General features: G+C 51.2%; 13 protein-coding genes and 1 other RNA gene. 7 read left to right on the top strand and 7 right to left on the bottom strand.

From position 1 onward, the window contains the following. Positions 1-89 precede the first annotated feature (89 nt). Positions 90-590, top strand: coding sequence for a CarD family transcriptional regulator (locus tag KJY78_RS00780; protein ID WP_214336523.1), 501 nt, complete (start codon positions 90-92; stop codon positions 588-590). A gap of 82 nt (positions 591-672) precedes the next feature. Here KJY78_RS00780 and KJY78_RS00775 read toward each other — a convergent pair whose 3' ends face one another. The 5 genes from KJY78_RS00775 to KJY78_RS00755 all read right to left on the bottom strand — a co-directional run bounded on the left by KJY78_RS00775 (position 673) and on the right by KJY78_RS00755 (position 5,258). Beyond that, on the bottom strand, positions 673-1,407 hold the full coding sequence (locus KJY78_RS00775; protein ID WP_214336522.1) for a phosphoglyceromutase: 735 nt from the start codon (positions 1,405-1,407) through the stop codon (positions 673-675). A 155-nt stretch (positions 1,408-1,562) separates the two neighbouring features. After that, entirely contained in the window at positions 1,563-2,915 is a 1,353-nt protein-coding gene (gene ygfZ / locus KJY78_RS00770; RefSeq protein ID WP_250544009.1) for a CAF17-like 4Fe-4S cluster assembly/insertion protein YgfZ, read from the bottom strand. A gap of 126 nt (positions 2,916-3,041) precedes the next feature. Continuing rightward, the gene (locus KJY78_RS00765; RefSeq protein ID WP_214336521.1) at positions 3,042-3,362 is read right to left on the bottom strand and encodes a hypothetical protein; all 321 of its coding nucleotides are present in this window, start codon (positions 3,360-3,362) and stop codon (positions 3,042-3,044) included. A 25-nt stretch (positions 3,363-3,387) separates the two neighbouring features. Then, positions 3,388-3,894 (bottom strand): methylated-DNA--[protein]-cysteine S-methyltransferase, encoded by a 507-nt coding sequence (locus KJY78_RS00760; RefSeq protein ID WP_348771146.1) that lies wholly within the window; start codon positions 3,892-3,894, stop codon positions 3,388-3,390. Between the two features lie 233 nt (positions 3,895-4,127). Then, the gene (locus KJY78_RS00755) at positions 4,128-5,258 is read right to left on the bottom strand and encodes a glycerate kinase (RefSeq protein WP_214336519.1); all 1,131 of its coding nucleotides are present in this window, start codon (positions 5,256-5,258) and stop codon (positions 4,128-4,130) included. Positions 5,259-5,514: 256 nt separating this feature from the next. On the opposite strand from KJY78_RS00755, the gene ssrA reads away from it, so the two are divergent. Next, positions 5,515-5,885: a transfer-messenger RNA gene (gene ssrA, locus KJY78_RS00750) on the top strand. Positions 5,886-6,056: 171 nt separating this feature from the next. Here the strand turns inward: ssrA and KJY78_RS00745 are convergent. After that, positions 6,057-6,620 carry a hypothetical protein gene (locus tag KJY78_RS00745; protein WP_214336517.1) on the bottom strand — a complete coding sequence of 188 codons (564 nt, stop codon included), beginning with the start codon at positions 6,618-6,620 and terminating at the stop codon, positions 6,057-6,059. A 193-nt stretch (positions 6,621-6,813) separates the two neighbouring features. On the opposite strand from KJY78_RS00745, the gene KJY78_RS00740 reads away from it, so the two are divergent. The 5 genes from KJY78_RS00740 to KJY78_RS06850 all read left to right on the top strand — a co-directional run bounded on the left by KJY78_RS00740 (position 6,814) and on the right by KJY78_RS06850 (position 11,699). Then, complete coding sequence (locus KJY78_RS00740; RefSeq protein WP_214336515.1) at positions 6,814-7,104, top strand: hypothetical protein; 291 nt, start codon at positions 6,814-6,816, stop codon at positions 7,102-7,104. Positions 7,105-7,543: 439 nt separating this feature from the next. Beyond that, positions 7,544-8,776, top strand: a complete 1,233-nt coding sequence (locus KJY78_RS00735; RefSeq protein ID WP_214336512.1) for a DNA cytosine methyltransferase — start codon at positions 7,544-7,546, stop codon at positions 8,774-8,776. Beyond that, on the top strand, positions 8,776-9,933 hold the full coding sequence (locus tag KJY78_RS00730) for an ApaLI family restriction endonuclease (RefSeq protein ID WP_214336509.1): 1,158 nt from the start codon (positions 8,776-8,778) through the stop codon (positions 9,931-9,933). Before KJY78_RS00735 ends, KJY78_RS00730 begins: the two co-directional genes overlap by 1 nt. A gap of 630 nt (positions 9,934-10,563) precedes the next feature. Beyond that, positions 10,564-11,199, top strand: a complete 636-nt coding sequence (locus KJY78_RS00725) for a DNA cytosine methyltransferase (RefSeq protein ID WP_214336507.1) — start codon at positions 10,564-10,566, stop codon at positions 11,197-11,199. Next, positions 11,175-11,699 carry an Eco29kI family restriction endonuclease gene (locus KJY78_RS06850; RefSeq protein WP_214336898.1) on the top strand — a complete coding sequence of 175 codons (525 nt, stop codon included), beginning with the start codon at positions 11,175-11,177 and terminating at the stop codon, positions 11,697-11,699. Before KJY78_RS00725 ends, KJY78_RS06850 begins: the two co-directional genes overlap by 25 nt. Before the next feature lie 404 nt (positions 11,700-12,103). Here the strand turns inward: KJY78_RS06850 and KJY78_RS00715 are convergent, their stop codons facing one another. After that, positions 12,104-14,377 (bottom strand): hypothetical protein, encoded by a 2,274-nt coding sequence (locus KJY78_RS00715; protein WP_214336505.1) that lies wholly within the window; start codon positions 14,375-14,377, stop codon positions 12,104-12,106. Positions 14,378-14,631: the final 254 nt, after the last annotated feature.

Below are 14,631 nucleotides of genomic sequence, written 5' to 3'. Positions count from 1 at the left end.
CGCACCTACTGGACGCGCTCAGATTAGGTGTTAATGAATGTGCTATCCTGATATGAGGCACTGATTTCTAAGCTAAGGAGCATTCCACTATGCAATTCGAGGTAGGCGAAACAGTTATCTACCCTCACCACGGTGCGGCAAAGATTATTGAGATTAAAAACCGCAAACTCGGCGGAGTTTCAAAAGTTTTTCTAAAACTCGAGGTTCATCAAGGCGATCTCACTATTGAAGTTCCCGCAGAAAAATGCGAGATGGTTGGTGTGCGCGATGTAATCAACGACGCCGGTCTTGCAGAAGTGTACGCCGTATTACGCGAGCAGTTCACAGAAGAGCCAGCAAACTGGTCACGTCGCTACAAAGCAAACCTTGAAAAACTCGCATCAGGCGATGTTCTCAAAGTTTCAGAGGTTGTGCGCGACCTGTGGCGCAGGGAGCACGATAAGGGGCTTTCTGCCGGTGAGAAGCGGATGCTTGTGAAGGCTCGCCAGATTCTCACCTCAGAGGTGGCGCTCGCTAAGAACAGCTCTGAAGAAGCAGCCGAAGAGCTCTTAAACTCTGTTCTCGAAAGCACTATCATGCCCGATTTCTAAAAACCTTTAGATAGTTAAAAGGGCGCGCAGGTTGTTCAAATTACAGCTGCTTGCGCGCCCTCTAACTTATTGCGCAGAAAGCCTATTTACCCTGCGCAGCAACCTGCGCGGCTGCTTCTTGAGCAGCCTCATAGTCAAGATATTCTCCCTTGCCCAGCGCTTTACCAGAGCTGTCAATCGTGTAAACCAGCGGCATTCCCGTTGGAATGTTAAGCGATGCAATATCGTCATCGCTAATTCCTTCAAGGTGTTTTACGAGCGCCCGCAGTGAGTTGCCATGAGCTGTTACCAGCACGGTTTTGCCGCTGTTCAGATCCGGCAGAATCTGCTCTTCCCAGTACGGCAGCAGCCTCTCAATAACGTCTTTTAAGCACTCTGTTACCGGAACTTCAATATCGCTATAGCGCACATCCGCGCTCTGATTGTATTTATCGGCTGCAGCAATTGCAGGCGGTGGCGTGTCGAAACTGCGCCGCCACAGCTGGAACTGCTCCTCGCCGTACTCTGCGAGCGTTTGCGACTTGTCTTTGCCCTGCAGTGCGCCATAGTGCCGCTCATTAAGTCGCCAGCTACGGCGTACCGGAAGCCACGCCCTGTCGGCGCTCTCAAGCGCCCGGTTTGCCGTCATAATTGCCCGCGTCAGCATGGATGTGTGCACAACATCTGGCAGCACACCAGCTGCCGTTAGCAGCTCGCCAGCACGCTGCGCCTCATTACGCCCCTGCGCTGTTAAGCGCACGTCTACCCAGCCGGTAAACAGGTTTTTTTCATTCCATTCGCTCTGCCCGTGACGCAGTAAAATCAGTGTATTGCTCATGCTTATTAGTTTATCCGCACCGGCAGAGTATATGCTCAACAGCGGTGCGTTTGTTTGGGGGACGACAGTGAGGATGACGCGCACTGCGCTGGTGGTAAATCGCCGCTGCCTCGCAAAGAGCGTCACCACTGGCGACGCACCTAATAACAGCGCAATTACTGGCGGCGCAGCAGCTGCTGACGCAGCAGCGGGTCGAGCGCCTGCGTGGCACCTGCATCGGGGGGCACGATTACCGTGGGAGCGGCACGCACGGTCGCGCCCGAGCTAGTAACTATCGCATACGAATCGGTCGTTTTGGCGGTGCGTTTCACAAGCCCCAGCCCGATCGCGCCAAGCTCGTAGTGCATTATCGCGCGCGTCACAATCCCGATTGGGCGCTCTGTTGCCGGGCTAGCTTCCGCGCCCCCGTGGACTGTTTTTGCGTCTGCCGGGCTAACTTCTACTCTCACCAAATCCGCTGCTAATTCTGGCGCACTTTTTGTTGCGCCTAACGGGTGCGCAGCAAAAATCTTATCCCCGGCAACCGGCAGAATTGCGTCACTGCCGTCGAGGTGCAAAAACACCAAACGGCGCGGCGGATGCCCCAGATTGTGCACCTTCGCGACGGTTTCTTGCCCTCGATAGCAGCCCTTGTTAAGATGCACGCTGCTACGCAAAAGATCATACTCGTGCGGCAGGCTGCGCTCATCAAAATCCGCCAGGCTCGGCCGCCACAGCGCAATTTCGTGAGCTGCTACCGCGTATGTGCCAGCCAGCCGCAAACCGTTGGATACCCCGCCGCGCACAAGCTCTGCCAGCAGTTTTGCATCTAGAATCAGCCGCACAGTGCCGTTCCCTGTTGCTGCGGGATGCTCACCGCCCCGGTAGTAAGAAATCTGCGCGGCAGAATCCGCAAAAACCCACGGATCACACCAGATCGCAGTAATATCGCTATTATTGGCGGATAAAAACTCGCGTATCGCGCCCCAAATCGGAACGCTACCCGCCAAATCAGCCTCGCGCAGTGCCGCATCGGCATCGCACAACGCCAAATCAGCCTCGCGCAACGCACCACAGTTCTGAATATTTTTAAGCGCCGCCCGTGGCGCGCAAATATCCGCACAAAAAAGGGTTTCGCTCGAGTCTGCAATCTGGTAATCGAACGTAAAGCGCATCCGCGTGAAATAATCCACTATCTCCTGAGCCTGCGCGCGCAACAGTGTTATCAGAATACAATCGCCCGCGTGCACTATTGCAAGCTGCGCAATAATTTTACCCTGCGGGCTGAGCAGCAAGGTTTCCGCGCTCTGCCCGGGTTGTAAACTATCTAATTTTTGAGTTGTTTGCGAGTGCAGTATTTTCAGCGCGTCAGTGCCGGCTAGTTTCAGCACCGCCAGATCAGTGCGCGACACAAGAGCTCTGCCCTCGCTGAAATGGCGGCTTTCCGCAAAAGGGCTGCCGTAGTGCAAAACTGCGTCCCCAGAGCTATCTAGCACAGCTTGCGGAATCTTAAACAGCTCGCTGCGCATTTAGAAAACTATTTCTGACCCTTGTAGAGTTTGTAAACAACAGCTCCGCTAACAAACGCAATACCCGCTGAGGCAAGACCCAATAGCGCCAGGAAAAAAATCTCAAAACCAAGAATCATACCTCTATTATAGCCTAGAAATCAGCGTCCAGACGCCGCTAACAAAGAGAATTGCAAGGCTTCCAGAAATCCCCACCGACAGCCGAATAATAAAACCGTTTTTATCCGCAACAAGCAGCTGCAAAATAAAGTTTACAAAAACAGCAACACCGATTGTTAGAATAATCCACTCAGCTCGCATGAACTTAACGTGCCCGTATATCGCCCAGATCGCGAGCGGCAGGGTCAAAGCCCAAGCCAGCGCAACGCTCCAAAGATGACCGACTTTAGTGATCTTGAAGATCTTGTCGAGGCAGTATCCCCCGGTTTTTCTATCAGGCTCACTCATGTTTTACAACAATACCGCATGCAGATTAATTTAATGACTCAAACCTTAAAATCGACTTTTTAAGCTCCATGCCCCACGCAAATCCGCCCAGTTGGCCACCCGTGCGCACAACCCGATGGCAGGGCACAAACAGCGGCGCGGCATTTCGCGCGCAGGCACTGGCGGCCGCACGCACCGCCGCAGCATTCCCGGTGGCTCGCGCAAGCTCGGCATAGCTGAGCGTGCTGCCGAATGGAATCTGCCGCATCTGATGCCAAACACCGCTGTGAAACTCTCCGCCGTGCTGTTTCACAGCAAAATTAGCGAGCGGATCCGGATCGCCACTGTAGTACGCCAAGACTGCGCTGCACGCAGCGGTGTCTGTCACGCAGAACTGCTCCGGTTGCAGTCTGGGATGAATCAGTGCTCGCAGGACGGTGTGATCCGCTGTCCATCCCGAAGCTAAAACCGCGCCGTTAGAAGCTGTTATAACTGTGAAATCACCGTCGGGAGTTTTTACCGTTTGATAATGCGCAATGTTTTCTGCGATCACAGTTATCACTTTCTAGCAGGCGTTCCGGGATTAGTTATGCCCATATTACAACGTTTACATCTTAAACCCTGTGCAATATCACGAGCGCGGCTCAGTTATCTTCTGCCACCGGACGCTTTCCACCGGACATTTTCCACCGGACGTTTTCCACCAGACGCTCTCAACCCGGGCATTTTTCTGCTTCTCCATGCTTTTTAAGCCTCCCAGCCAGATACTTAACTAACGCCCCACTGCTAAAGCCCAAAATCGCGCGCGAGCTGAGCCGCAGCAGCACGCACATAGGTGCGCGGATCGCGCAGCGACTCCGCAACAGTCACAGTGTCGCTAACAGTTTGATACACAGCGGCAACACCGCTGTCAGCCAGCTGTTCGGGCGTTAGATCGGAAACTCCGCACACCATAGCAACCGGAATATTTCTGGCCGCTGCCGCAGCAGCAACGGCCGCCGGCCCCTTACCGCATAGGCTCTGCGCATCTAACTTACCTTCGCCGGTGATCACCAGATCCGCTGTTGCAAGCTGTTCATAAAACCCTGTTATGTTAAAAACAACATCGGCGCCGGCACGCATTTTTGCGCCCAACACGGCCATACAGGCAAAACCAAGACCGCCCGCCGCCCCCGCGCCCGGCAAATCGCGGTAGCTGCCGGGCGGTGTTTTAAGAGCATCCTCTACCGCGTTTGCGGTTAGCTCCAGCGCATTTTCAAGCTGCGCGATCTGCGCAGCAGTTGCTCCTTTTTGCGGCGCATACACCGCAGCGGCCCCGTTTTCTCCGAGCAGCGGATTATTCACATCGCAAGCAACAGTGAGCTCGGCTGCGAAGATCCGCTCGTCAATTTCGCTGAGATCAGCAGCCGTTAAGGTTGCAAGATCTTTAGCACCGCGAATGTGCCCTGCCGCAACGCCCTCAAACCGCGCTCCGAGGGCGCGCAACATACCTGCGCCGGCGTCTGTTGTGGCGCTGCCGCCGAGCCCAATAATAATGCGGCGCGCGCCCGTGTCGAGCGCGTGCAATAGCAACTCACCAACCCCGTAACTGGTCGCGGTTAGAGGTAGTAGCTCGCCTTCCAGTAAGCTAAGACCGCACGCCTGTGCGATCTCTATTACGGCTGTTGCATCGCTGGCGCGGTATGCGTAGCTGGCGCGAACAGGGATGCCCGCCGGGCCTGTCACTTGCGCACGCTGCTCGCTAAAACCGGCGCTAACAGCTGCCGCAACCGTGCCATCGCCACCGTCTGCGATATTACACACGGATATTACCGTGTCGCTCCGGCTGTTTTCGCGCAGCCCAACAGCTATCTCACGCGCCAATTCCGCGCCCGAGAGCGACCCCTTAAACTTATCAACCGCGATGAGTACTTTCATAGCTCCGATTATAGCGGTTTAAACACTGCGCGCCCCCATCTGCCCTGCCGCACCCGGCGCACATGAGCCGAGGCATCAAGAACGGACGCGCCAAGAGGCAGCGCACCAAGAGCCGACACACCAAGTGCCAAGAGCCGACACACCAAAAGCCAAAGCCAAGGCTAAGAGCCAAAGCCAAGAATTGACCCGCTCTATATTTTGCGATAGATTTATATTCTCACTATATGTGCAGATCGTTGAAAATTAAACAGCACTAGGGGTCGATCGGTTTCGACATTTCGATTTGAGACCGTGAGAAGCGAGCCGAGAATGTAAGGTCATCTCGTTAATGTCCCTTGCAAAAAATAGGTGCAAACGTAAAACGCGCCGACTTCGCTCTTGCTGCATAAGTAAGACCGTAAAGTCCGTCAGGCAGAGTTCGTCTCCGCCTCTGTTCTGGTGTCATTTAGGAGACTGGCTAAAACACTGTGTTGCAGGGTGTTTTGGGACTTTAACTGCAACTGGGTCTGTCGTTTCAGAAGTTCGCAACAGTAAACGAGACCGAGTAAAACAGCTTAGCGAACTACGCTCGTAGAAGGCACGGAATCATCCAAATGGACCCGGGTTCAATTCCCGGCGACTCCACCATTAGGACTACCTTTGTGATACAAATGCACGAAGGTAGTCCTTTTTCATTTCCAGCGGTTCACCCCACAACTAAGCTCTAAAACTGCTGGCCAGAGCAGATTTTCTAGAATAAGTGGGATGTGATGACTCCACGATCGTCGTTACAGAGAGCTTCAAAGTTATCTTTCTTGACTAGATACCGTTCTTGAACTCGACCTTGATGCTGCCGTCCATGGCGATCATGAACCGGTCGGTGATGATCCGATAGAACACTTCGTCCCACACTAAGGCTTCTGGTTCTAGTTGGTTGATGGCTTTGCGTATGCGCTTCAGCTCAGTTGCGACCCCTTGCCTGCGTGCCAGTAAGCCTTGTGCTTCATCCAGTTTGGTGATGGTGTGCTGGTAGCGTTCTTCCAGTTGGGTGAAGCGTGCAAGGTAGTCAGCCTGGTCTTGCTGGATTCGCTTGTTGCCTTCAATCATATAGGTCATTAGCCCAGCAACGGTTTCCATTTCGCCTTGTAGGTTGAGGATGCCAGCTTCAACACCTGTTGTGTCAGCCAAGACGGTGTGAAGTTCCTCCCAGTCGATAAGGTTTTTCCGCTTCACCAGCCCAGTCACTGTGCTAACCCATGCTGCTTGCAGCTTCTTATCCATGATGGTTGGAGTCTTGCTTGGATGGTATTTGTCGTAACGGTCGTTGCATTTCCACACGACCTGCTTGTACTTCGAGTCGAATGCCAGGTCTTCACTCCACACAAACCACCGCAATGCTCACAAAACACCATGCGCGAAAACGTGCTGTCAAGCCTACCCGCGATGGAAGTGGCGGCAACAATGTGCTGGGCTACCTCCCAGCCCGTTCGCGCCTAATTTACAACACCGACTTTTCTCAGGTGAAACAACTGACCCGGCATCGCAAAAGTGCGAAAAGGGAGCGCTAACTCCTTTCTTGAGCAAGCAGCTTGATGATATGGATCATCGCCGGGGTGAGATAAAAGATAAGCTGGAGGCGTCCGGGGTTGCCAACAGTGAGGAATGTCAGCAGTCTTTGCAAGCAGAGTTAGGTCAGATCGTTGCTAGACAGGATAAAATTCCAGCCAAGCTAACCGAAATCACTGCATCTGCACAGAAACTCCAAGCTGAAATTCAGCAACACCTACTGCTGAGACAAAAATATGAGGAAGCTACAGAGTGTTTATGTCGGCAACCTCAACCGGCTAGGTCCGGTCATCAGCGCTGAAGATGCTATCGATGAACTGGATGTCCCCACGTATTGCCCGTTCTATGACAACGAACTAAATCAGAGCCAGCAGGTTCGGTATGTAGAGTCTGCAAGGGTTGAAACATCAAACACTATTGATAACATTCAGACCTTGAGCGAGGTTCAGGAAAACAATAATCAGCGCCTAAGCTCTTCGACTACATGATTGACTCAGGAGAGGAAAGCCAGCTCATTATCCTTAACAACACTGACGTGACTCCGACCAGGGACTTTAATAGTAAAGGCACAAAGGAGCTACGCTTCGGTGCAGCTGATGAGAGTGTATGTCAGCAGGGCTTCTAGCAACTGTTCCTGAGCGATTGAAGTTGTGCGAGGTGGTAATCTATCGGTTAGTAAGAGGTTGATACTCTAGAAAGAGTTATGAAAAATTCATTGGATTGGATACGGTGATTAAAGTTTGAACGGTGAAGAATCTAAAGCTCCGTTGCTCGTTGATCTATTTTGCGGTGCAGGCGGGTTAGTTACTGGCTTTGCTTCGGTTGGCTTTGAAACAGTACTAGCCTCAGATATTTGGGTACCGGCCGCAGAGACCTACCAATGTAATCACCTTGGTCATAGGTTTGTACAATCTGATATCCGTGACCTTGACCTCGTAGATGAACTTAAAGAATTTCAAGGTTGTCGACCTCTAGTGATTGCTGGAGGACCACCGTGCCAAGGATTTTCTTCGGCTGGCGCAAGATCAGCTAATGATGAACGCAACACGCTAGTTTCTGTATACGCTAAGAGAGCGCTATCTGTTGATCCTGATGTGATAGTTTTTGAAAACGTCGAAGGGTTTCTGACTGCTGAGGGTGGCAAATTCGTACTGGACTTGTTAGCTCCTCTCGTAGAAGCAGGTTACAAGGTTCGCCTTGAGAAGCTAAATGTCGCAAATTTTGGCGTGCCGCAACTCAGAAAACGCGTAATTGCGATCGCGGCAAAACGGAAAATTCCTGTGCCCTTACAGATTTCTACTATGGCTTTTGGCATGCCGGGAGCGGATTTGCTTGCTCGAGACAAGCCAAACGTTAAAGGAATCATTGAGTACTTGCAGCAGTTTCAAATTGATTCAGAGTCAGATTCGCTCAGCGAAGTGCGCAGACTATCAGGAATTGAATATGAGAGGGTAAGTTTGATTCCTCAAGGGGGAACTATGAAAGATCTTCCTGAGGAGTTACAACATAAAAGTTGGGGCACTAGAGCAAATCGAAGAGTTCGTGACGGAATTGTGACCGAAAAGCGTGGAGGGGCTCCTGTCGGCATACGAAGATTGAAAGCCACAGATCCTTCAAAAGCTATCACTTCCGCCGCAACCCGAGAGTTCATTCATCCTGAGGAGAATCGAATGCTTACTCTTCGCGAAGCAGCACTATTGCAAACTTTTCCAGTTAATTACGAGTTTGTAGGAAATAAATCTGAAATTGCAACTCTTATCGGAAACGCAATTCCTCCAGTGTTTGCGGCGGTTCTCGGTAAAGCGGTCAAAGAGACTCTCAGCGCTGATATGGTGACCGACACTAACGGTGGGATTGTTGAGCTTTCTTTGACGAACTCAACTGGGATGAGCCCAGCCCTTGCTAGAACTAAAAAACTAATCACTGCCAATATTCCTGACTTATCTAATCCTGCAGTTGAAAGGCTGTTCTAATGGCAAACTCATTGACTAATCCACAGCAACTCTCATTCGAGAAGCTTTTTACGAAGGGTAGCTCGCCTCAAGATAGAAAACTGTCGCACGATCTGGTTAGGTCATTAATCTTTATTACAGCAGAAGATTTGGATATTGACCTTGGATACAATGAAGTACCCATTCCTAAAGTCTATTCAACGAGCCTTTTTGATGAGTTAAGTTTCTTACCGGAATTGGACACGAAAGACTTATATTCGAAGCTACTCGGTCTCAACCCCAATGCTGAAACTTATGTCGCCTGTCTCGCGCAGGTTGTCCGCGCTAGGTTGAAGTTTGAGCGAGTACTTAAGACTCAGCCGTTATCGACCATGGAGCAGGTGGGTCCTCGTAGCCTTCTCCAGTTTGGCTCGATTGACAATGAAGCACTTGTCTCACTTTTGGTTTGGAGGAAATGGCTCTATGACATTGATAACCGAGCTGCGCAGGATACTGGTTATCTTTTTGAACCCGTTATCGCAGGCGCAATTGGAGGTATTCCGTATGGTCACAAGAATTCGCCAATTCGACGTTCGTCTGGCAAGGGCGGAAGACAAGTAGACGCAATTAAAGGCGCTTACGCGTATGAGCTTAAGATCCGAATTACGATTGCAGCTTCCGGTCAAGGTAGATGGAGCGAAGAACTATCGTTCCCTGAGGAATGTATTAAATCTGGATATACGCCCGTACTCGTAGTTTTGGACTCAACGGATAATCCCAAGTTGAGGGAGATTGTTGCAAAGTACCAAACTGCTGGAGGGCAAGCATATACTGGCGAAGACGCCTGGCAACATCTAAGAGATGAGGCTGGTGCTGAGATGGGAGTCTTCTTAAAGAAGTACGTTGAGCTGCCACTTAAGACAATGGTTCAACAAGAAAACTCAAGAACAGTTCTATTACCTTTAGGTCTCTCGCAGGAACCTTTTGGAATAAGTATTGACGTTGGGGGATCCTCAATGCGCATTTCTCATGGTGATTTTGCGCCTCTCGAAGATGAAGCAGATATCCCTGAAAATGCTGCTGACTTCTTACCTGGAAATCAGACCTGTTTTGTGGAGTTTGAGACTCAATGGGGATCACCGTTGAACGAAGCTCGCACCCGATTTCTAGACGAAGTTCGTCGTTCTAGATGTTGCTGACGTTCTAGCTTGTTCTTGGCTTGGTGAAGACCATCAACCGGCATAGTTCTTACCCCTCCCGAAAACCCCTATTTTCTAGGGTAAACGCCCGTATCGACATCGGCGGAAGAACCGGCTCGTTTGTATCCTATTTGGAGCGCAAACAACTCTAGGGGGAAGTGTCGAACTCTCGCTTTCGAGCGTAGGTTTGAACTTCCCACGCTTTGTCTCTATTGTACAGCACTGCTTCGAGGTCCTCAAACTAGGCAGGCTGAGAACAGCTGGATGTGTTCTATCCCTAGAATGCTAGTTCAGCCTTGATCTTCACCTCGCGGCGCTTATTAATGAAAAACCGGCATTGGATCTCTTAAATATGAGGTCATCAATTAGGCGAGGCATCTCACCGTCAATCACGTGCCAGAATGACCCCAAGCCCCTATCAGATCGCAAAAAACCAGTCACCTCGTGGCAGAAGGCACGCCAAATACTCGCGCAGCTACGCAGTTCGTAGTGTCTCACGCTGAATGCCGGGCGGTGCTCTAGCAAGACCCGGCACGTCTGCCTTTCAACAGGTGTGACGCAACTAGCACGTCGCCTTGTTTCAAGCGTTTCTCTCAACCGTGAGAGTCACGACGGATTGTAATGGAGTCTATGCGTAGTGTTGAATTGTTTGCCGGTGGCGGTGGACTTGCGCTCGGTACGCATCTGGGAGGATTCTCAACTGAAGTCATGACCGAGTGGAACTCATGGTCCTGTGACACTTTGCGGCTCAACAGCCATCTTGGTCATCCAATCCTCCGTAGAGCCAATGTCTACGCGGGAGACGTACGCAATATCGACTGGACTGGAATCGCTCCTGGCATTGACCTCGTGAGCGGTGATCCACCGTGCCAGCCCTTTTCGATGGGCGGCAAGACCATGGCAGCCGATGACCCGCGTGACATGTTCCCAGCGACCGCCGAAGTGATTCGCCAACTTCGACCTCGTGCGTTTATGGTTGAGAATGTCCGAGGTCTCACACGTCCGGCGTTTGCTAACTACTTCTCATACATCCAGTTACGTCTCGCACACCCTGACCTGGTTGCCCGCGCCGACGAATCGTGGAGCGACCACTATGCTCGCCTTCAGGCCGAACATACCTCCGTGCGTACGGATCTCCAGTATCGGGTCGTCACTCGTCTCGTCAACGCAGCCGACTATGGAGTCCCGCAACAGCGATGGCGCGTCTTCGTTGTCGACTTCCGCTGTGACATTGATGCCGAATCCCGAGGCGACACACAGCGCTAGCGCGCTTCGAAGGTGCGGGCATCTATGCGCTCTGCTACCATGGTTCTTTCGAAGCATACTCACTCCTGACTGTACAGAATCAACACAGCAGCCGCAAACCCGTCTACATCGGCAAGGCTGTGTCGTCAGGCGGACGACGCGGCATTGCGGTCGAGACAAAGACGACCGCTTTGTTCAAGAGGCTTGGTGACCACGCGAAAAGTATCATCGCCGCGTCCAATCTCGACATTGCCGACTTCCGTGCTCGATGGTTCGTTATGGAAGACATCTGGATTCCCCTAGGCGAGTCAGCAATGATTCGTCAGCATACGCCCGTGTGGAATGCCCTACTTGACGGTTTCGGCAACCACGACCCCAGCAGAGGTCGTATCAATGTCGTCCGCTCCAAGTTGGACACGCTGCACCCTGGTCGCCCATGGGCTAACAGGTTTCCAGCGAATCCCGAGTCGCCTGCCGCTGTCACACAGGAGGTTACGGAGTTACGTTCTCGTTTGACCTGAAAACAGATTTGGGCGCGAAGCGCAAAGGCACTCAAATAGCGCCCATCTTCTGCCTACTCCGCCACTAAGGCCATCTTTGTGTTATCTATGCACAAAGATAGTCTTTTTTTATTGCATAATATTTGCTCTTGCATAAAGATAAAAACAGCTGGTTAAGACAGGTATCGAAAGTAACTTCCCGTGCTTGTTCTATCTCAGCGGATCGAGTGGTGTAGCGGTTAGGGTGTTGGTTCGTGGTTTTCCTGGCCTGAATCAGGTGCTCAAAATATTTTCGAGGCTGAGCGAATTTATCCTCTAGCGCTACGCTTTAAGTTTCCAAGAATTAGCCTAAGAGAACCCCTTGAACTGGTGTTAGCGAATCCAAGGGGTTCTCTGAACTGTCGTGTTAAAACACAGTAGCTAAACTATGCCCTACTGCTGCGGCGGCGGTGAGCGGTGATAATCACAACACCAGCTCCCAAAAGAACAAAAACACCACCCAACAACGGCACAACCGTTCCCCCGGCACCCGTGTTTACCAGTGTCCTAGCACCTGTTTCACTACTATCCGCAGACGTTTCCACTGGCGCAACAGACTCCGGTGCTACCGGTGTCTCCGGCACAACAGGCACTGACGGTGCTGGCATCGACGGTGCTGGCTGTTCTGGCATCACCGGTGGTACCGGTTCTGTCTCCGTCTCTGACTCTGGCTCTGGTGCCGGTGCTGACTCCTGCTCCGGTTCTGATGGCGCTGTCTCCGGTTCTGTCTCCGTCTCTGGCGCTGGAGCTGGCACTGATGGTGTTGGCTCCTGCTCCGGTTCTACCGTTGGTGGCACAGGCGATGCTGGTGGAGTATCCACAACAACCCGCAACCCTACACGCACCTCAGCCGCAGCCTCCGTCACCCTAACAGTCTGCATCACCGGAACTCCAGTCTCCAACTTCCAACCAGCAGGAACCTCAACCTTATTAACAGTCACACTACAAGTACTACCCCTATAAACACCCTGAGATAACTGCCGCATACTACTAATCGGAGACTGGAAAACCTGAGTAAACGGAGCAGTAATATAATCCCCATCCCTACCAGGCACAGCACAAGTCAAAGTTCCAGAAACTTTAACCTCACCAGTCCAAGACCCACTCCCGGTAAAATCAAACACCCCCGTAAGAGACACCTGCTCTTCTTTAACCTTAAACGAAGTACCAGAATAATTATCGTCCTTCTTCTCCTTATTCTCCGTAACAGTATCCTGCGCATCCTCAGCAAGCATAACAGCACCCGCTAACACCCGCTCTGTACTCTGCAACTTCGACTGCAACCCAGCCTCACCCGTCGCCGTAAACACCAAACTACCACCAGCAGGAATACTATCAACCACAGTAGTCAAAAAACCCGTCTCATCATACATCCAACCATCATCAGTCGGGCACTTAGCACCATTTGACGCCGTACACGATGGTTTCAACTTTTCACCAGCGTGAATAAACCCCTCTGCTTTTGACGGTAAAAACAACTGCACATTAACCCGCTTAGCCTCACTACCAGTCACCTTCACTGTTGAAGTAACCGTCACAGGATCACCAGGAAGATACTCCGCCTTATCCACCGCAGTTATAACCGATACCTCACTAGCAGCAGCAGCTTTCAACGGCACATCCACAATATCACTCTGCATAACCCGCTTCACCACCGAACTCTTATACACCAACTGCCGACCCTCAGGAACCTCAACCTTAGTAACAGTCACAGCACAAGTACTACCCTTCACAACACTACTCATCATGCTCCACTGCAAAAGCCCCATACCATCATTGTTATTAAACGTTTTCTCAAAACTTTCACTAACATCATTATTACCAGGCACAGTGCATTTAAACATTCCAGAAACTTTAACCTCACCAGACCAAGACTCCTCACTCTCAGTAAGATTAAACAACGCAGTAACAGTCACATTCTCCTTTTTAACAGTAAACGAAGCCTTAGAAAAAGCATTAGCACCATTGCCAGCCCCCGCTATTATCCCATACTCATCCTGCATCATCTTCTGCACACCAGCCTGACCGGTTATCTTAAACTCCAAACTACCACCAGCAGGAATACTATCAACAGTCACATCCAACGAACCAACAACCGCTTCATAATTCCACTTACTAGCATCCGGGCAAACCGCATCACCCGATGATATGCACGATGGTGATCCTGTCTGCGCAGTAGCAAAAAACCCCTCATTAGCTTCCGGCAACAAAACAGAAACCTTAACCTTTTTAGCCTCACCACCAGTCACCTTTACTTTTGAAGTAATTGTTACAGTATCACCAGGAAGATACTCCGCCTTATCCACCATAGTTTCGGTTGATATGTCGGGATTAGCTGTCGCCTCTAAACGTGTTGCAAAACTAGCGGGTGTTTTAAAACCAGTTGTGTTAAACAAACCCATAGCCGTTGTAACAGCTTCACGCAACAAAACATTCACAGCAACACCACGCGCCACCAGGCTAGCAGCCTGCGCACCAACACCAGCAGCATCCACCTGCGTCGCAACAAAACCACCGGTTTTACTAGCCTGCCCGGTTGTAGACTGGTCAAGCGCTCCCGCCGGTTGCGGCGTAACCAAAACCCCCAACACCAAACCCAACACCAAAACAACAGACGCTACACCACGCGCGCCAAAAAACCCTGAAACCACACGCTTCAAAACAAACTCCTTCAAAACCATGAACCTAAACCCTTCCAATCAAATTTTAGAAACCATTAACACAAAAGAACCCGCACCGCACAAACACGAAACAAATTCAAACACACACAAAACACTACCCCCCCCCCCCCGAATAAATCAAATCAAAAACCACCCACGCACAAAAACACCCACCCCACAACCACACACAAAACCACACACAAAACCACACACAAAACCACACACAAAACCACCCGCGCAAAACCACCCGCGCA

This window comes from Canibacter zhuwentaonis, from assembly GCF_018531145.1.
GTDB classification, from domain to species: Bacteria; Actinomycetota; Actinomycetes; order Actinomycetales; family Microbacteriaceae; genus Canibacter; species Canibacter zhuwentaonis.
This window is presented reverse-complemented; position numbering and strand designations above follow the sequence as displayed.